The following is an 18,499-nucleotide window of genomic DNA, read 5'->3' as shown; positions in this document are numbered from 1 at the left end:
CCGGTTGCCCGAAGCGGACGTGACCGATCTCAAGCGGTCGCGGGTACGCCACCTGTCAGGCACTTTTGCGGGCAGAGCCGACCAATCAAGATCACTTGTGCCCGAGCGGCGGGCGCGTTGTCAGTGGCAGGTGCGAGGATGCCTGCAGTACTGGCCGATGTGCTCGTGAGGGGTGGGGAGCACCGTCTGATCCGTCAGACGGGCTTTGGTCCGCGTCCGGGCAGAAGGGACCGCTGACGGCGATGCAGATCCGGCTGACCGTCGTAGACCCGATGGGCCCCTCCGAGCGCGGGCGGGGCTCCACCGCAAGCTGCGACGTGCTGGTCACGGCGCCCGCCGGTACGGCCTTGTCGGTGGTGGCCTCCGCGCTGGCCTCGGCCGTCGCGGGCGACCCGGCCGCCCCGTCCGAGCGGGGCCGCGAGCCCGGAGGTCCGGTGGTGCTCTACGCGGGCGCGGAGCGGCTGGACGACCGGCGCAGCACCCTCGGCGAGCCCCCGCTGATCGACGGCGCCGTGCTCTGTCTGGGCGCCCCGGCCGAGCCCGAGCCGCACCCCGAGCTGGACGACGCCCCCACCCAGCTCCATGTGATCGCGGGCCCGGACGCGGGCGGCGTCCACCTCCTGCACGGCGGCGAGATCCGCATCGGCCGCTCCGCCGACGCCGACGTCCCGCTCGACGACCCGGACGTCTCCCGTCTGCACTGCGCGGTCACCGTCGCCGCCGACGGCCGGGTCTCGGTCGCCGACCTCGACTCCACGAACGGCTCGCTGCTGGACGGCGCCCGCCTGGGCACGCGTCCGGTGCGCTTCGCGCCGGGCGCGCTGCTGCGCATCGGGGAGTCGGCCCTGCGGGTCGCTCCGGCCGGCGGGCCGGGGGCCCGGGTGCCGACGGCTCCGGACGGCGAGGGCCATGTGCGGCTGACGCCCGGTGACGCGCCGGAGGCGGCCCACGCGGACGCCGCGCAGACGGCCCCCGCGGGCGGCGCCACGCACGCCGTTCCGGCGCCCCACGCGCGCGTGCCCGACGGCAGCGACCCGGCCGCCACCCCCTCGCGCGGCCTGCCCACCGCGCAGGAGCACGGCCCGGTCGAGCCGCCGCTCGTGCCCGAGCAGGGCAGGCCCCCGCGGATCGAGAGCCGGGGCGCGGACGTCCCCGCGGCGAGCCTCGACACGCACGCGGGGCGGTCCGGTGCGGTGGTGTGGGACACGGCGTCCGCCGCGCCGGGCGACGGCGAGGTGTCCGGCGCGCGCAAGGGCACCCCGCTGCGCGGGACGGACGTACCGCAGGGCGTGCGCAGGCGCGGCGGGCTCTCGGCGTGGGCGCGGCGGCTGGCGGGCGGACGCGGCGAGCAGCCGGCGTCGAGGGACGAGGCGTACGAGGAGGACGACGGCCACACGGCGACCCGGTCGGCGCCGCCCGCCGGACCGCAGCTCCCGGAGACCTGGCCCGACCCGGCGGCCCTGCTGCTGACGGCGCTCGGCCCCGGCCCTCGGCTCTGGGAGCGCGGCCCTGATCACCCCGAGGCGCTCACGGTGCGGCTCGGCACGGCGGACCGGGCGGCCCCCGACGGCTCCGGGCTGCTGCCCGCGGTGCCGGTGACGGCCGATCTGCGCGAGGCCGGGGCGCTGGGCCTGGCCGGTCCCCGCACCCGGCTGTCCGGGCTGGCCCGCGCGGTGGTGGCGCAGCTCGCCGCACTGCACTCCCCCGACGCCCTGGAGATCGTCCTGATCGCGGCGGACCGCTCGCGCCCCGTGGAGGAGCGCACCGCCGAGTGGTCCTGGCTCGGCTGGCTGCCCCATCTGCGTCCGGGCCACGGTCAGGACTGCCGTCTGCTGCTCGCCTACGACCGCGAACAGGCCACGGCCCGCACCGGCGAGCTGCTCCGGCGCCTGGAGGACCAGCAGGCGGAGGTGCGCAACGGCACGCGCGTGCCGGCCCGTCCCGCCGGCGGCCAGTCCCGCACCGCGCGCCGGCCATCCTGGGCCCGTGCGGACGACGGCGGGCCGGAGACGGACGGCTTCGCCGGGCCGTACACGGTGGTCGTGGTGGACGGCGACCCGGGCGGCGCCGCCGTGCGCGAGGCGGTGGCGCGGCTGGCCCTGGAGGGCCCGCGCGCGGGGATCCATGTCGTCTGCCTCGCCGAGACGGCCTCCGCGTCGCCCGCGTCACCGGTGACGGAGACGTACGAGGCGGCGTGCGCGGTGGCCCCGGCGTTCCGGGACTGCGGTGCGGTCGCGCTGCTGAGCGGGGACGTGGCGACGGCCCTGCGGCTGATGCGGGTCGCCCGCACCGCCGCCCCCGGGGCTGCCACCCCGGAACCGCCCGGCACCACCGCACCACCCGCGGGGACCGCTCCCGGCGCCACCGCACCGGGCGAGGGCTCCCCCGCGCCCGCGTCCGGCCCTGTGGGCCCCGGCACCGTGGCCGTCGTGGACGCCGTGTCGCTGCCCTGGGCGGAGCGGTTCGCGCGGGCGCTGGCCCCGCTCAGGACGGACGGTTCAGGCACCGAACGGCAGACCCGGGTCTCGGTGCCGTTGCCCCAAGCGGCCCGGCTCCTCGACGAGTTGGGGCTCGCCCGGGCCACCCCGGCGTCGCTGATGGCGCGTTGGGCGGACGCCGCGGACGACGACCGGGCGCTCGGCGGACGGGCCCGGGCCGTGCTCGGCGCCGGTGCGCGCGGCCCGGTCGGCGTGGACCTCGCCGCCGACGGCCCGCATCTGCTGATCGAGGGCCCGCCGGGCAGCGGCCGTACGGAGCTGCTGCGGGCCGTGATCGCCTCGCTGGCCGCCGCCGAGCGCCCCGACCGGCTGGGCATCGTCCTGATGGACGGCCGCGACAGCGTCGGCGCCGGGGGTGCTCCCTCCGGCGGAGGCGGCCACGGCGAGGGGCTGCGGGTGTGCACGGACGTCCCGCATGTGACGACCCATCTGACCGCCAACGACCCTGTGCGCATGCGGGAGTTCGCCCAGTCCCTCAGCGCCGAGCTCAAGCGGCGGGCCGAGCTGCTCGGCCGCGGCGAGTTCACCGAGTGGCACACCGGCCGCGAGCTGTCGGGCCGCATCGTCTCCCAGCGCACGTCCGGCACGAGCGCGGCCGGCGACCTGGACAGCCCGCCCAGTTCGACGATGCGACTGCGTCCGGGTGCGGCCCGCCGGCAGACGGAGGCGGCACCGCCGCTGCCCCGCCTCGTGGTGGTCGTGGACGACCTGGACGCCCTGGTCTGCCCCGCGCTCGGCTCACCCGGCAGGCCCGCGGCGGGCTCCGTCATCCGCGCGCTGGAGGCGGTCGCCCGTGAGGGTGATCGGCTCGGCGTCCACCTGGTGGCCGCGACCGCCCCCGGAGGCCGTACGGCCGACACGGAACCCGCGCGGCGGGCGACCCTGCGGGTGACGCTGGAAGCCCCTGCCACGGGTCCGGACGAGCCGGCTCCCGGCCGTGGCCGGCTGGTCCGGCCCGACGGCCGGTCGGCCCCCTTCCAGGGCGGCCGTGTCACGGGCCGCATCCCGCGCACGGCGACCCTGCGCCCCACGGTCGTCCCCCTCGACTGGCAGCGCATGGGCGACCCCCCGACCCGCCGACCCGTACGGGAACTGGGCAACGGCCCCACCGATCTCGCCCTCCTGGCCAGCGCTCTGGAGCGCGCGGCGCGCGAGGTGTCGGCCTCGGAGGTGCCCTCGCTCCTGTAAGAGGGGGCGCCCGCCGAGGGCAACCGTCACGAGGCGGTCACGATCCCCCGGTTGACAACCGACGCGCACTTGCCGACCCATTCGGACGGGCGTACACCAGATCCACGGGACAGCGCTCGACGTTCGACGAAGATCGCAGAACGGGGCAGTGATGCGCAGCACGAGCAGCAGGAACCGAACCACCAGGGCCGCCAAACCCGCCGCAGCCCTCCTCGCGGCGGCGCTCGCGCTGGCGCTCACGGGATGTGGCGGCAGCGACGACGACAGCGACAGCGGCGGCTCCAAGACGAGCGGTAGCGGAAGCGGCAGCAGCGTGACGCTGCCCAAGCTCGACGGCCAGACCCTCGAGGTCGCCGCCGTGTGGACCGGCGCCGAGCAGAAGAACTTCATGAAGGTCATGGACGAGTTCAAGAAGCGGACCGGCGCCAAGATCAACTTCGTTCCCACGGGCAACAACACCTCCACCTTCCTCGGTACCAAGATCCAGGGCGGCAAGCCGCCGGACGTCGCGTTCCTGCCCCAGGTGGGTGTGCTGCACCAGTTCGCGGACAAGGGCTGGCTCAAGCCCATGGGCGCGGAGGCCAAGGCCCAGCTGGACAAGAACTTCTCCAAGGGCTGGGTGGACCTGGGCGCCTGGAAGGGCAAGCAGTACGGCGTGTACGCCAAGGCCGCCAACAAGTCCCTGGTCTGGTACAACACGGCGGCCTTCGAGGCGGCCGGCATCACCAGCCCGCCCAAGACCTGGAAGGACTTCCTCACCACCGCGCAGACGCTGTCGGACGCCGGCTCCCCCGCGGTCTCCGTGGGCGGCGCGGACGGCTGGACGCTCACCGACTGGTTCGAGAACATCTACCTCTCGCAGGCCGGGCCCGAGAAGTACGACCAGCTCGCCGCCCACAAGATCAAGTGGACGGATCCCTCGGTCACCAAGGCGCTCACCACGCTCGCCCAGCTCTGGGGCAAGAACGACCTGCTCGCGGGCGGCAACAAGGGCGCGCTGAACACGGAGTTCCCGAAGTCGGTCACCCAGACCTTCTCCGGTGACAACCCGGCGGCGATGGTCTTCGAGGGCGACTTCGTGGCCGCGAACATCAACGCCGACACCAAGGCCAAGATGGGCACGGACGCCAAGGTGTTCCCGTTCCCGTCCGTCGGCGCCAACCCGCCCGTGGTCAGCGGCGGTGACGTCGCCGTGGCCCTCAAGGACGGCAAGGGCGCCCAGGCCCTGCTGACCTTCCTGGCCTCCACGGACGCGGCCCAGATCTGGGCGGCGCAGGGCGGCATCCTCTCCCCGAACAAGGAGATGGACATGTCGTCGTACAAGGACGCCATCACCAAGCAGATCGCCCAGGCGCTGCTCGCGGCCGGTGACAACTTCCGCTTCGACATGTCCGACCAGGCACCCGCGGCGTTCGGCGGCACGGCCGGCGTGGGCGAGTGGAAGGACCTGCAGGACTTCCTGCGCAACCCGAAGGACATCGCCGGCACCCAGCAGAAGCTGGAGGCCGACGCGGCCAAGGCCTACGCGACGGGCTGACGGCGCGGTCATGACGTCAGTCGCGAACACGACCGGGGGCGCCGGCGCACTGCCGACGCCCTCCGTCTCGCCGCGCAAGAGCGTCACGGGGACCCGGCTGTGGGTGGCGGTGCTGTTCCTGCTGCCCGCGCTGGTGCTCCTCGGGGCGCTCGTGGTCTACCCGATCGGGTACTCGATCTGGCGCAGTCTCTACGACGCCGACGGCTCCGGCTTCGTGGGGCTCGACAACTACGGCGACATCTTCTCCAACGACGCCACCCTGACCGCCGTGCGCAACACCGCGATCTGGGTCGCGGTCGCGCCCGCCATCGTCACCGCGCTCGGCCTGATCTTCGCCGTGCTGACCGAACGGGTGCGCTGGGGAACGGCGTTCAAGCTGCTGATCTTCATGCCGATGGCGATCTCTATGCTCGCCGCGGGCATCATCTTCCGTCTGGTGTACGAGCAGGACCCCGATCTGGGCGCCGCCAACGCGGTCGCCAAGTCCGTCCACGACACCTTCGTGTCGTCGTCGGTGTATCCGGACGCCCGGCCCAACGCGACGGCGAGCGACCTCAAGCCGTCCGGCGGCGGGTCGTTCACCACGACGGGCACCGTGCACGCGGGCACACCGGCCCTGCTCCCCCTCGTCGGCATCGCGCCCAACAGGCTGCCCGGCAGCCCCGAGAACGCGAAGGCGGCGACGGGTTCCGGTGTGACCGGAACCGTCTGGCTGGACTTCAAGCTGGGCGGCGGCGGCACCAAGGGCCAGATCGACGCCGGTGAGAAGGCGCTGAAGGGCGTGAAGGTCGAGGCGGTGAAGGACGGCAGGACCGTTGCCTCCGCCAAGACCGGCGCCGACGGCACCTTCAAGCTCCCGGACGAGGCCGACGGGGCCCAACTCCGGCTCCCCGCCTCGAACTTCTCGGCGCCGTACAACGGCATCGACTGGCTCGGCCCGACCCTGGTCACCCCGGCCATCATCGGCAGTTACGTGTGGATGTGGGCGGGCTTCGCGATGGTGCTGATCGCGGCGGGACTCGCGGGCGTGGACCGCAACCTCCTGGAGGCGGCGCGGGTCGACGGGGCCAACGAGTGGCAGGTGTTCCGCAGGGTCACCGTGCCGTTGCTCGCACCGGTCCTCGCGGTCGTCCTCATCACGCTGATGATCAATGTGATGAAGATCTTCGACCTCGTCTACATCATCGCCCCGCAGCCGAGTCAGCCCGACGCCAACGTCCTCGCGCTGCAGCTGTTCCTGTCGTCGTTCGGCGGCGGCGGCAACGAGGGCGTGGGCAGCGCGATCGGCGTCATCCTGCTGCTGCTCGTCCTGCCGGTGATGTGGGTCAACATCCGCCGTCTGCGAAGGGAGCGTCAGAGGTGACCACCCTCGACACGACCGTGCGCGCCAAGCGCTCCCTCGCCTCCCGGGTCGCGAGCAGGGCGAGCGGCGGGGTGCTGCAGATCTTCCTGATCCTGGTCGCCCTGTTCTGGCTGGTGCCCACCCTCGGGCTGCTGGTCTCGTCGTTCCGCGACCCGACCGACATCGCCACCTCGGGCTGGTGGAAGGTGTTCACCGCGCCGGGGCAGCTGACCGCCAAGAGCTACCAGTCGCTGCTGGAGAACGACGCGATCACGCAGTCCCTGCTGAACACCGTCTGGATCACGGTGCCGGCCACGCTGCTCGTGGTGCTCATCGGCGCGATGGCCGGATACGCCTTCGCCTGGATGGACTTCAAGGGGCGCGACTGGTGGTTCCTGGTCGTGGTCGCGCTGCTGGTCGTGCCCGTCCAGATCGCCCTGATCCCGCTCGCCGATCTCTTCGGCAAGATCGGGATCTTCGGCGACATCATCGGCGTGGTCCTCTTCCACGTCGGGTTCGGCCTGCCGTTCGCCATCTTCCTGCTGCGCAACTTCTTCGCCGAGATCCCGCGTGAACTGCTGGAGGCGGCACGGCTGGACGGTGCCGGCGAGACGCGGCTGTTCTTCACCGTCGTCCTGCCGCTGGGCGCACCGGCGATCGCCTCGCTGGGCATCTTCCAGTTCCTGTGGGTGTGGAACGACATGCTGGTCGCGCTGGTGTTCTCGGACTCCGAGTCGCAGCCGCTGACGGTCGCTCTGCAGCAGCAGGTACGGCAGTTCGGCAACAACATCGACGTGCTGGCACCCGGCGCGTTCATCTCGATGGTCATCCCGCTGGTCGTGTTCTTCGCGTTCCAGCGGCAGTTCGTGTCCGGTGTGATGGCGGGCGCGGTGAAGTAGGCCTCAACACAACGGAGTCGAGGGGTCGGGACGTCACGGTCCCGGCCCCTTTTGTTCACCCCGGATCCCCCGTATGCCGTAGGGGACGTAACCAAGTCACTCCATCGGCCGTTCCCGGGCAAGGCCCAGTCGTCCGCGCCGACCCATGGATGTGCCTTGCCCAGGTTCAGTGTCATCGTCCCCGCGTACAAGGTTCAGGCGTATCTCCACGCGTGCCTGGACTCGGTGCTGTCGCAGTCGTATCCCGATCTCGAACTGATCGCGGTCGACGACTGCTCGCCGGACGCGAGCGGTGCGGTCATCGACGAGTTCGCCGCCCGCGACCCACGGGTACGGCCCGTGCACCTGACCGGGAACCAGGGCCTGGGCGGCGCCCGCAACGCCGGGATGCGGCGGGCGAGCGGCGACTACCTGATCTTCCTGGACGGCGACGACACCCTCACCCCGGACGCGCTGCGCTCGATCGCCGACCGGCTGAAGGAGACGGGCGAGCCGGACGTCCTGGTCTACGACTACGGGCGCACCTACTGGTCGGGCGAGACCGTCCGCAACGTGGCCTCCGTACAGCTCACCGAGCAGGGCCCGGCCCCCTTCCGGCTGGAGGACCGCCCGGGCCTGCTGCAGCTGCTGATGGTGGCTTGGAACAAGGCCTGCCGCAGGGAGTTCGTCGAGCGCGAGGGCCTCGCCTTCCCGCCGGGCTACTACGAGGACACCCCGTGGACCTTCCCGGTCCTGATGTCCGCGGAGTCGATCACGACCCTGGACCGGGTCTGCGTGCACTACCGCCAGCGCCGGCAGGGCAACATCCTCGGCACCAGCAGCCGCAAGCACTTCGACGTCTTCGAGCAGTACGACCGCGTCTTCGCGTTCCTCGACGCACGCCCTGAACTCGCGTGCTGGCGACCGGTGTTGTTCCGCCGCATGATCGACCACCTCATCAAGGTGTTCGCCCACCGCGAGCGCCTGCCCCGCGGCTGCCGCGCCGAGTTCCTGCGCAAGGCCCGTGTCCACTACCGCCGTTACCGTGTCCCCGGCATCCAGGTCCCGCCGCGCTCCCGGGTGCGCCATACGCTGATCCGCTGCGGCCTGCACCGCACGTACCGCACGCTGCAGCTCGCGGCGTCCCTGCGCCGCAGGGCGGCCAAGCCCGTCGTCAGACTCCTGCGCGCCGCACGGGCGTCGGCGCTGCGTCTGCACTACCGCGTCCAGCTCCGTCTGCCCCTGCGCAGCGACCGCGCCGTCTTCACCGCGCACGACAGCTGGGGGAACACCTGCAGCCCGGGCGCCCTGGAGGCGGCGTTCCGCTCCGTCGTCCCGCACATCCGCACGGCGTGGATCGCCCGCCCCGAGCACCGGCGCGCGGTCCCGCAGGCCGGCGCACGCGTGCGTCCCGGAACGGCCGCCTACTGGACGGCCCTGGCCCGCTCCACGTACCTGGTCAGCGACGCCGGCTTCGACCGCCGTCTGGTCAAGCGCCGCGGCCAGGTCCTCGTCCAGACACACGCCGGCACCCCGCTGGGGCACACGGGCCTGGACCTCCAGGAGCGCCCGGCGGCCGCACGCGACACCGACTTCGCCGCGCTCCTCGACGACGTGGACAAGTGGGACTACGTCGTCTCGGCCAACCGCCACTCCACCCTGATCCGGGAACGCGTGCACCCGGGCGGCTACACGACCCTCGAATACGGCTGTCCCGGCAACGACGTGTTCCAGAAGGCGACTTCGGCGGACGTGAGCCGGTTGCGCCAGGTGTTCGGCATCCCCGAGGACAGCGTCGCCCTCCTGTACGCGCCCGCCCACCGCGACCACCTGCGCACCCAGCGCCCGGTGCTCGACCTGGAGCGCGTCCTGCGCCGGCTCGGCCCCCGCTTCGTCGTCCTGGCCCGTGTGCACGGCCCCGTCCCGCAGGGCGCACGGATCATCGACGTCACGGACCATCCGGGCGTGGAGGATCTGTGCCTCGCCTCGGACGCCCTGCTCACCGACTACGCGTCGCTCATGTTCGACTACGCGGGCCTGGACCGCCCGATCGTGATCCATGCCCCCGACGACGACTGGGCGGCGTACCAGGCCTGTCGCGGCACCTACTTCGACCTGCGTTCCTTCCCGCCGGGCGCGGTGGCCCGGAGCGAGGACGAGCTGATCGACATCTTCGCCACCGGTCACTGGCGCGGCTCCCGCTCGGCCCAGCTGCGGACCGCCTTCCGCGAGCGGTTCTGCCCGCACGACGACGGACGCGCCGCCGAGCGGGTCGTGCGCCGTGTCGTGCTGGGCGGCCAGGGCCTGCCGCCGGTGATCCCGTTCGCCGAGCGCCATCCCGTGCCCTCCGGGTCCGCCCTGCTCACGCGCTTCCCGCACGCCACCGTGCCGCAACCCGCCGGCCCGTCGACCGTCACCGACAGCCTCTGAACGCCGTTCTCACTCCGGGGAGTTCGCATGCCCTCCAGCCCGTCGCGGCCCACACCGAGCCGACCGTCCACCTGGCGTCCCGCCGGGCGGCCGGGACGCCTCGGCCGAGACGCTTCCGGGTCCTGAGGAACGCCAGTCCTGAGGAACGCCCAAAGGAAAGCACCGACAGAAAGAGCAGAATGCCCCGCTTCAGCATCATCGTCCCGTCCCATGGGGTGACAGGCCGGCTGTCCCAGGCCCTGGACTCCGTTCTCACCCAGTCCTTCGGCGACTTCGAGCTGATCCCGGTCTGCGACGCCCCCGGCTCGCCCGCGGCGGACGTCGTCGCCGGGTACGCCGAGCGGGACTCCCGGGTGGCGCCCGTGCACTCGCCCCCGTCGGGCGGTCTGGCCGGGGCGCGCAACAGCGGGATCCGGGCGGCGACCGGCACGTATCTGCTGTTCCTCGACTGCGACGACGTCCTCGCCCCCGGCTCGCTGGCCGCGCTGGACGCACGCCTGGCCGAGACGGGCGACGTGGACGTCCTGTACGCCGAGCACGAGCGTGTCCCCTGGTGGGAGGGCGAGCCGACCAACCCGGCCGCACCGCTGCTGGCGAAGGCGCCGGCCGGGGCCTTCTGTCTCGACCAGGTGCCGACGCTGACCGGAGTGCAGCTCCCGGCGTGGAGCGCCGCCTACCGCAGGGCCTTCCTCGCCGAGCAGCACCTCGCCTTCCCCGACGGCCACTTCACCGATGTCGGCTTCGGCGGTCTGGTCGCGCTCAGGGCCGAGAAGGCCGCCGTACTGCACCAGGTCCTCGTACGGCATCTGGTGCGCCGGCAGGGCAGCAGGCTCGGCCTGCCCGGTGAGCACCATCTCGAACTGCTCGCCCAGACCGACCTGGTGCTCACCCGCGCCACCGAACAGGGCCTGTCCGCCGAGCGGTTCGGCCCTCTCTTCGAGCAGCTCTTCGCGGCCGTGCTGAAGACCGCCGCCCACCCCAGGCGGCTGCCCGCACGGCGCCGCGCCTTCTTCCGGCTGGCGAGCAGGCTCTACCGCCGCCACCGCCCGGCCGGCCATCGCACGCCGGGCGGCAGCCTGGGGGTGCAGCACCGGCTGCTGGCGACCGGGGCGTACACCGCGTTCCGGGCCCTGCGCGGCGTCAACCAGTCGGCGGCCAGGGCGGCCGCGCGCCTGCCGCGCCCGCGCATGGTGCGCACCCGGCTGCGCTACGCGCGCGCCCTGCGCCGCCCCCTCGACGCCAACCTAGCGGTGTACTGCGCCTATTGGGGCCGCGGCTACGCCTGCAGCCCGGCCGCGATCCACGCCAAGACGCGCGAACTGGCCCCGCATCTGCGCTCGGTGTTCCTGGTCGAGGCGGACCAGGCGCACACCATGCCGAAGGACGTGGAGTACGCGGTGATCGGCAGCGCCGAGTACTGGGACGTGCTGGGCCGCGCCAAGTACCTCATCAACAACGCCAACTTCGCGGACGCCGTCGTCAAGCGCGAGGGCAGCGTGCACCTTTCGACGCAGCACGGCACGCCGCTGAAGAAGATGGGCGTCGACCAGGCGACGTATCCGGTGGTGGCGGCCGCGACCGGCAGCTTCGCCAAGTTGCTGGCCCGGGTGGATCGTTGGGACTACAACCTCACCTCCAACCGGCACTCGACCCAGATGTGGGAGCGGGCCTTCCCGGCCGTGCACGAGACGCTCGAGTACGGCTATCCGCGCAACGACGTCTACTACACGGCGACCGCGGACGACGTCGCCCGCGTCCGGCGGGAACTCGGCGTCCCCGAGGGCAAGACGGCCCTGCTCTACGCGCCCACCCACCGCGACCACCACACCGGCTTCGAGACGGGCCTGGACCTGGAGGCGATGTGTGAGGAGATCGGCGAGGACTTCGTGATCCTCCTGCGCGCCCACTACTTCTACGACCGGGGCGCCGCGAACAGCACCGGCCGGATCATCGACGTGACCGCGCACCGCTCGTCCGAGGACGTGTGCCTGGCCGCCGACGCCCTGATCACCGACTACTCGTCGATCATGTTCGACTACGCCAACCTGGACCGGCCCGTCGTCGTGTACGCCGACGACTGGGAGGTCTACCGGGAGCTGCGGGGCGTCTACTTCGATCTGATGGACCAGCCGCCGGGCCCGGTGGCGCGGACCCCCGGTGAGCTGGCGCGGGTCTTCGCCGACGGCTCCTGGGCGGGAGCGGAGTCCACCGCGGCCCGGGCCGCGTTCCGGGAGCGGTTCTGCCAGTTCGACGACGGGCGCGCCGCCGAGCGCGTCGTACGCCGGGTGCTGCTGGGCGAGCCGCCCGAGTCGATCCCGCCCGTGGTCCCGCTCGCCGAGCGCGTCCCGGCCCCCGCCGCCTCCACCCTCGTAAGGAGCTGAGCTCAGCAGTGCCCCGCTTCAGCATCATCGTCCCCGTCTTCAAGGTGCAGGGCTTTCTGCACGAGTGCATCGACTCGGTGCTCGGACAGTCGTACCCCGACTTCGAGGTGATCGCCGTCGACGACCGCTCGCCCGACGGCTGCGGCGCCATCCTCGACGAGTACGCGGAGCGCGACGCGCGGGTGCGGGTGCTGCACCTGCCCGAGAACGTCGGCCTCGGCCGGGCCCGCAACGCCGGTCTCGCCGAGGCCCGCGGCGACTACGTCCTCTTCCTCGACAGCGACGACTTCTACACCCCGGGGCTGCTGGCCGCGGTCGCCGAGCGGCTGAGGGGCGCCGAGGACCCGGACATCCTGGTCTTCGACCATGTCCGCACCCACTGGTGGGGCCGGGGCGGCCGCAGCGAGGCGTCCGAACTGCTGGCCCGCGCGGGCCTGGACACCTTCGACCTGCGGACGAGTCCCGAGTACGCCCGTCTGTTCCTGGTGGCCTGGAACAAGGCGTACCGGCGTGACTTCTTCCAGGGGCACGGGCTGCAGTACGCGCCCGGGCTGTACGAGGACGCGCCGGTCACCTACCGGTCGATGGTGCTGGCGGAGCGCATCGCCTGTCTGAACCGGATCGGCGTGGAGTACCGGCAGCGCCGGCAGGGCGCGATCACCAAGACGCCGGGGCGCCGGCACTTCGACATCTTTCCGCAGTACGAGGGCCTGTTCGCGTTCCTCAAGGAGCGCGAGGACCTCGCCTGGGCACGGCCGCTGCTGTTCGAACGGGCCCTGGACCACGTGCTGTTCGTGATCGCCCGCGAGGACCGGGTGACCCCGGCGGACCGCCGCGACTTCCACCGCGAGATCCGCGCCTTTTACGCCCGCCACTGCCCCGAGGGCTTCACCCCGCCGGAGGGCCCCCGCGGCACCGAGATGCGGCTGCTGGCCTCGTCGTCCTACGCGTCGTTCGCGGCCCTGCGCGGGGCGCGCGGCCTGCGCAGGCTGGCCGGGGCGGGCAAGCGCCGTACGGTGGGCCGGGCCTCGAAGGCGGCCCGACACGCCTACTACAAGGCCCAGTTGCGGCTCCCGCTCGACCCGCACCTCGCGGTGTACTCGGCGACGCATCACGCCGGCGTGCACGGTGATCCGGCGGCGATCCACGCCAAGGCCCGCGAACTCGCCCCGCACATCAGGGGCGTGTGGGTGGTGCGTCAGGACGCGGTGGACGCGCTGCCGCCCGGCATCGACCATGTGACGCCGGGCTCGCGGGAGTACTACGCGGTGATGGCGCGGGCCACGTACTGGGTGAACAACGTCAACTGGCCCGGCTCCCTCACCAAGCGCCCCGGCAGCGTCCATCTGCACACCCACCAGGGCACCCCGCTGAAGTACATGGGCGCCGACCTGCTCGACAAGCCGGGCGCCCGGCACGGGTTCAGCGTGCCGAAGATGCTGCACCGCGCGGACCGCTGGGATCTGAGCCTGGTCGCCAACCGGTACTCCGAGCTGGTCTGGGACCGGGCGTACCCCTGTCACTTCACCTCGCTGCGCACGGGCAGTCCGCGCAACGACGCGCTGGTCGACGCCTCCGCCGAGCGCGCCGCCGCGGTCCGCGCGCGGCTCGGGATCCCGGACGGGAACACGGTCGTGCTGTACGCGCCGACCCGCCGCGAGTACCGCAGGGGCGGGCATGTCGACCGGATCGACCTGGCGCGCTTCGCCGCCGACCTGGGCGCCGGCCACACCCTCGTCGTACGGCTGCATCCCTCGCTCGCGGCCGGGACGGCGCGCGGCCTGGGGCTCGCGGATCTGCATGCGCGGGGTGTGCTGGTGGACGCGACGGACGAGCAGCACGTCGAGGACGTGATGCTCGCCTCCGACGTGCTGGTCACCGACTACTCGGCCCTGATGTTCGACTACGCCAACCTCGACCGGCCGATCGTGGTCCACGCCGACGACTGGGGCGCGTACGCGGCGAGCCGGGGCGCCTACTTCGACATCACCGCCGAGGCTCCGGGCCATGTGTCGCGCTCCTACCGGGAGTTGGCCTGGCTGTTCGCCTCCGGGACCTGGCAGGACGAGGAGTCGGCGGGCCTGCGGGCCGCGTTCCGCGAGCGGTTCTGCGAGTTCGACGACGGGCGGGCCGCCGAGCGCGTGGTCCGCACGGTGCTGCTCGGTGAACAGCCGCCGCGGCCGGAGCCGGCCCCCGTGGTGCCGGCTCCGGCCGCGGAGCGCGCCCACTCGCTGAGCTGACGGCCGCCCGGCCGCCTGCTCGGGCGCTCGACTACTCGATGACGAGGTCGACGTCGATGTTGCCGCGGGTCGCGTTGGAGTAGGGGCACACCTGGTGGGCGGTCTCGACCAGCTTGCGGCCGGTCGCCTCGTCCACCGTGTCGGGCAGCTCGACGCGGAGGGTGACCTTGAGCCCGAAGCCCTGGCCCTGCTTGCCTATGCCGACCTCGGCGGTCACCGCGGCGTCGCTGACGTCGACCTTCGCCTGGCGGCCGACGAGGCCGAGGGCGCTGCCGAAGCAGGCGGCGTAACCGGCGGCGAACAGCTGCTCCGGGTTGGTGCCCTCGCCGTTGCCGCCCATCTCCACCGGCGGGGCCAGCTTGACGTCGACCTTGCCGTCGTTGGTGAAGGCGCGACCGTCACGGCCGTGGGTGGCGGTGGCGACCGCGGTGTAGAGCGCGTCCATGGGAACCATCCCTCTCGAATTCACGTTCCGGCGGCCTGTCCTGGCCGCCTCACGACCACAAGTAGAGCACACAATTCAGTTGTGCACAACTAAATGGCTCGCCAAGGGCTATCCTGGAGACATGTCCACCACGCCCGGCACCCCGACCACCGACTGGCTCCGGCTCGACCAGCAGATCTGCTTCTCGCTGAACGCCGCCTCGCGCGCCTTCGGCGGTCTCTACCGCGTGCTCCTGAAGGACCTCGGACTCACCTATCCGCAGTACCTGGTGATGCTGGTGCTGTGGGAGCACGGCGATCTGCCGGTCAAGAAGCTGGGCGAGCATCTGCGGCTCGACTCCGGGACCCTCTCCCCGCTGCTCAAGCGGCTGGAGGCGGCCGGTCTGGTCCGGCGTGAGCGCAGCGCGCGCGACGAGCGCTCGGTGGAGGTGGGGCTGACCGAGGAGGGCGCCGCGCTGCGCGAGCGGGCCGTGCAGGTGCCGCTCCGGATCGCCGCGGCCACGGGCTACGAGGTCGAGGAGATCGGCCGTCTGCGGACCCAGCTCGACGAGCTCACCGAGGCGCTGGACGCGGCTGCCGCGGCGGAGTCGGCCGGACGGCCGTGAGCGTGCGGTGCGCCCCGGGCGGCGAGGCCGCCGCGATCGCCGCACCGCGGACGTAGAGGCGGAGGGTCACCCGGCCGCTGACGAACTGCTGCCGGGCGGTGAACTGCTCCTTTACGACCGCGAGCTTGAGGCGGTCGAGCGGATTGGCGGGCTGCCGCTGGGAGTTGAGGATTCTGGAGTCGGCGACGACCCAGATCCGGCCGAGGCCGGCCAGTTCGCGCCGCAGTCTCTGCGGTGTGGTCTCCCGGCCGCTCAGCGTCCCCGACCGCGCCGCGGACTCCGCGAGCGCCACGTCCCTGGCCCCGCGGAACCCGTCCGGATACGTCAGCGCCGCCAGCCGCCAGGTCGACGGCAGATACAGCACCGGATCGCCGGGGCGGATGTCGCGGGCGGCGACGGCGGCCACCGCGGCGAGGTTCTCGGGACGGTGCGCCGGGGAGCGGTCCTGCCGGTAGAGGGGAAGGCACTGGACGAAGGCGACCACGGCGGCCAGGACCCCGGTGAGCGTGACGAGGGAGCCGTACGGCAGCCGGTACGCGCGCGGGCGCAGGCGCATGAGGCACCCGGCCACCCGGTCGAGGCCCGCGGCGGCCAGCAACGGCGCCCCCGCCAGCGCGTACAGCACATACCGCTCATGGAACAGCGGCCGGTACTGCGACACGGAGATCAGGATCGCGGGCGGCAGCACGAGCAGGGGCAGCGCGAAGGCCGCCGTCCGCCGCGCCGTCAGGCCCACCACCATCAGGGCGACGCTGACCCAGAACACCGCGCCCTCGGGACCGGTGGCGAAGTCCCGGACCAGCACATCCACCTTGCTCCAGTCGGGCGCCACCAGCCATGACACCTGCCCCGACTGACGCCGCGACACCCACACCAGCGGCAGTACGACGGCGGCCACCAGGCCTGCCGCGCGCGCCCAGTCGAGCCAGACAGCCCGGGACGCCCGCGCCAGGGCCAGGGTCGCCGCATGCGCGCACAGCGCCAGGACGACCAGCTCGTGCAGCAGGGCGGTCACGGCGACCAGGCCGCCGTAGCGCCACCACCAGCCCGGCCGGGCCCGTCCCTCCAGGACCGGCACCAGCAGGAGCGTCGCCCCCGCGACACCGGCCGAGACGATGGCGTACGAGCGCCCCTCCTGTGCGTAGTGGCCGGTCAGCGGTGTGATCGCGTAGAACAGACCGGCCCACAGCCCGACCCGCGGCCGGGCCAGCCGTGCGCCCAGGGCCCCCACGAGACCGGCCGTCGCGGCCGCCCCGCACACGGACGGAAGGCGCAGCACGACCTCGCCGGGATGGACGGCGAGGACGACGTGCATGAAGAGGTAGTACAGGCCGTGGACCGCGTCGATGCCGTGCAGCAGCTGCCAGATCTGCGGCACCGTGCGCCGCCCGACCAGGAACGTGACCCCCTCGTCGCCCCACATGCCGCCACGGTCGAGGCCCCAGAGCCCGATCGCGAGCATGACGACCGTGGGAACCGCCACGGCCACGACCTCCGCATGTGCCCAACGACGGTTCGCCCGCCCAGCGTCCTCGGTGTTCACCAAGCCGATTTTGGGCGTTAGGTGGGCTCTTACCGGGTATTGACGGTGTTTTAGCTCTTACACACCATTCGCCCGGCTTACGATCCGCCGTGATGAATGCAGTGAAGACCACCGCGCCGACCACCGACCGCACCCACCGCCTCCTCGCCCTCGCCGCGGCCTGGCTCGCCACCCGGGCCCTGATGCTGTGGCTGCTCCTGCACAACTCCGCGCCCCTGCTGGGCCACGGCTATGTGGCCCGCGAGGTCTGGCGCCTGTACCACCACTGGTACGGCGTCCTCGTGCACGGCGCCTTCCCCGCGCACGACCACCTGTGGCAGTACCCGCCGGGCGCCGGCCCGGTGCTGCTGTCGCCCGCGCTGCTGCCGGGCATGACGTACTTCCAGGCGTTCGTGACCCTCACCCTCGCCACCGACGCCGTGATCGCCCTGGCGCTGTCGCGGGCCGGCACCCGCCCCGGCCGCACCCTCCTCGGCGCCGCGCTGTGGGTGGGCGGCCTTCCGCTCATGCTGCATGTGCCGCTCGCCCGCTACGACGTGCAGGTCACGGCGTTCGCCGTGCTCTCCCTGCTGGCGTCCTCGCGCTCCACGCGCGCGTACGGCGCACTCGCCGCGCTCGGCGGGCTGGTGAAGGTGTGGCCCGCGCTGGTACTGCTGGGCGCGCCGAAGGGACGTGCGACCCGTTCCGCGTGGACCTGGGCCGCCGTCGCGGGCGCCGTCTCGCTCACGCTGCTGTCGGCGCTGTTCACCAGCCCCTTCGCGTTCCTGCGCCAGCAGAACGGCCGGGGCGTGCAGATCGAGTCCCTCGGCGGCACGGCGCTCGCCCTCGCGACGCACGCCGGGTGGCCGGGGCAGGTCCGCTACCAGTACGGCTCGATGGAGTTCACCGGTCCGCACGTGCGGACCGTCGCGCACCTGATGCTCGGGCTCACGGCGCTGGCCTTCGCACTGCTGCTGCTGTGGCGGCTGCGGGCCCGGCACTGGACGCCCGCGACGCCGTACGACGCGGCGCTGGCCGCCGTGCTGCTGTTCACCGTCACCAGCCGGGTGATCAGCCCGCAGTACATGATCTGGCTGCTGGGCGTGGCCGCCGTGTGCCTGACCTCCCGGCACACCGTGCAGCGCCCGGTGGCCGTCCTGATCCTGCTCGCCACCGCGATCAGCGCCGTCGCCTATCCGGCGCTGTACTCCGAGGTCAAGGGCTGCACCTGGACGGGCTGCGGTCTGATGCTGGCCCGCAACGGACTGCTCGCCGCGGCCGCCGTGCTGTCCTTCGTCCGCCTGTGGCGCTCCACCGCCGCTTCGCCCCCGGCGCAGCTGCGGACACCGCGCGTGGCGTCCGACGCACGGGGAGTCGTCCCGCCCGTGCACGCGTGAGGTCCCTCGCCTGCTTCACTGATACGGACCTCAGCGC

General features: G+C 72.9%; 11 protein-coding genes. 9 read left to right on the top strand and 2 right to left on the bottom strand.

All coding sequences use genetic code 11. The features are described 5' to 3' along the window. Positions 1 to 242 precede the first annotated feature (242 nt). From MQN93_RS36425 to MQN93_RS36395, 7 genes are all read left to right on the top strand, one after another. A complete protein-coding gene (locus tag MQN93_RS36425) occupies positions 243 to 3,686 on the top strand; it encodes an FHA domain-containing protein (protein ID WP_242712904.1) in 3,444 nt (1,147 codons plus the stop codon). A gap of 151 nt (positions 3,687 to 3,837) precedes the next feature. After that, positions 3,838 to 5,223, top strand: coding sequence for an ABC transporter substrate-binding protein (locus tag MQN93_RS36420; protein WP_242712903.1), 1,386 nt, complete (start codon positions 3,838 to 3,840; stop codon positions 5,221 to 5,223). A gap of 10 nt (positions 5,224 to 5,233) precedes the next feature. Beyond that, positions 5,234 to 6,586 (top strand): carbohydrate ABC transporter permease, encoded by a 1,353-nt coding sequence (locus MQN93_RS36415; protein WP_242712902.1) that lies wholly within the window; start codon positions 5,234 to 5,236, stop codon positions 6,584 to 6,586. Then, a complete protein-coding gene (locus MQN93_RS36410) occupies positions 6,583 to 7,464 on the top strand; it encodes a carbohydrate ABC transporter permease (RefSeq protein ID WP_016438136.1) in 882 nt (293 codons plus the stop codon). Before MQN93_RS36415 ends, MQN93_RS36410 begins: the two co-directional genes overlap by 4 nt. 156 nt (positions 7,465 to 7,620) lie before the next feature. Then, positions 7,621 to 9,873 carry a bifunctional glycosyltransferase/CDP-glycerol:glycerophosphate glycerophosphotransferase gene (locus MQN93_RS36405; RefSeq protein ID WP_242712901.1) on the top strand — a complete coding sequence of 751 codons (2,253 nt, stop codon included), beginning with the start codon at positions 7,621 to 7,623 and terminating at the stop codon, positions 9,871 to 9,873. Between the two features lie 179 nt (positions 9,874 to 10,052). Next, a complete protein-coding gene (locus tag MQN93_RS36400) occupies positions 10,053 to 12,254 on the top strand; it encodes a bifunctional glycosyltransferase/CDP-glycerol:glycerophosphate glycerophosphotransferase (RefSeq protein WP_242712900.1) in 2,202 nt (733 codons plus the stop codon). A gap of 8 nt (positions 12,255 to 12,262) precedes the next feature. After that, positions 12,263 to 14,494, top strand: coding sequence for a bifunctional glycosyltransferase/CDP-glycerol:glycerophosphate glycerophosphotransferase (locus MQN93_RS36395; protein ID WP_242712899.1), 2,232 nt, complete (start codon positions 12,263 to 12,265; stop codon positions 14,492 to 14,494). 31 nt (positions 14,495 to 14,525) lie between these two features. On the opposite strand, the gene MQN93_RS36390 is transcribed toward MQN93_RS36395, so the two are convergent. Continuing rightward, positions 14,526 to 14,939: an organic hydroperoxide resistance protein gene (locus MQN93_RS36390; protein ID WP_016438140.1), complete on the bottom strand. Its 414-nt coding sequence runs from the start codon at positions 14,937 to 14,939 to the stop codon at positions 14,526 to 14,528. A 121-nt stretch (positions 14,940 to 15,060) separates the two neighbouring features. Between MQN93_RS36390 and MQN93_RS36385 the strand changes: the two genes are divergently transcribed. Further along, a complete protein-coding gene (locus MQN93_RS36385) occupies positions 15,061 to 15,543 on the top strand; it encodes a MarR family winged helix-turn-helix transcriptional regulator (RefSeq protein ID WP_242712898.1) in 483 nt (160 codons plus the stop codon). Here MQN93_RS36385 and MQN93_RS36380 read toward each other — a convergent pair. Further along, positions 15,491 to 17,026 carry a glycosyltransferase family 39 protein gene (locus MQN93_RS36380; RefSeq protein WP_242712897.1) on the bottom strand — a complete coding sequence of 512 codons (1,536 nt, stop codon included), beginning with the start codon at positions 17,024 to 17,026 and terminating at the stop codon, positions 15,491 to 15,493. The two genes, MQN93_RS36385 and MQN93_RS36380, sit on opposite strands and share 53 nt — an antisense overlap. Positions 17,027 to 17,178: 152 nt before the next feature. Between MQN93_RS36380 and MQN93_RS36375 the strand changes: the two genes are divergently transcribed. After that, entirely contained in the window at positions 17,179 to 18,462 is a 1,284-nt protein-coding gene (locus MQN93_RS36375) for a glycosyltransferase family 87 protein (protein ID WP_242712896.1), read from the top strand. Positions 18,463 to 18,499 lie beyond the last annotated feature (37 nt).

The organism is Streptomyces spinosisporus (genome assembly GCF_022698145.1).
GTDB lineage: Bacteria > Actinomycetota > Actinomycetes > Streptomycetales > Streptomycetaceae > Streptomyces > Streptomyces spinosisporus.
The sequence above is the reverse complement of the archived record's forward strand: the minus strand, read 5'-3'. Positions and strand labels throughout refer to the sequence as shown.

Excerpts from the sequence above, each read along its gene's own strand:
- MQN93_RS36385 (WP_242712898.1), top strand. The coding sequence starts at position 15,061 with ATGTCCACCACGCCCGGCACCCCGACCACCGACTGGCTCCGGCTCGAC.
- MQN93_RS36420 (WP_242712903.1), top strand. The coding sequence starts at position 3,838 with ATGCGCAGCACGAGCAGCAGGAACCGAACCACCAGGGCCGCCAAACCC.
- MQN93_RS36415 (WP_242712902.1), top strand. The coding sequence starts at position 5,234 with ATGACGTCAGTCGCGAACACGACCGGGGGCGCCGGCGCACTGCCGACG.
- MQN93_RS36375 (WP_242712896.1), top strand. The coding sequence starts at position 17,179 with ATGAATGCAGTGAAGACCACCGCGCCGACCACCGACCGCACCCACCGC.
- MQN93_RS36390 (WP_016438140.1), bottom strand. The coding sequence starts at position 14,939 with ATGGACGCGCTCTACACCGCGGTCGCCACCGCCACCCACGGCCGTGAC.
- MQN93_RS36400 (WP_242712900.1), top strand. The coding sequence starts at position 10,053 with ATGCCCCGCTTCAGCATCATCGTCCCGTCCCATGGGGTGACAGGCCGG.
- MQN93_RS36425 (WP_242712904.1), top strand. The coding sequence starts at position 243 with ATGCAGATCCGGCTGACCGTCGTAGACCCGATGGGCCCCTCCGAGCGC.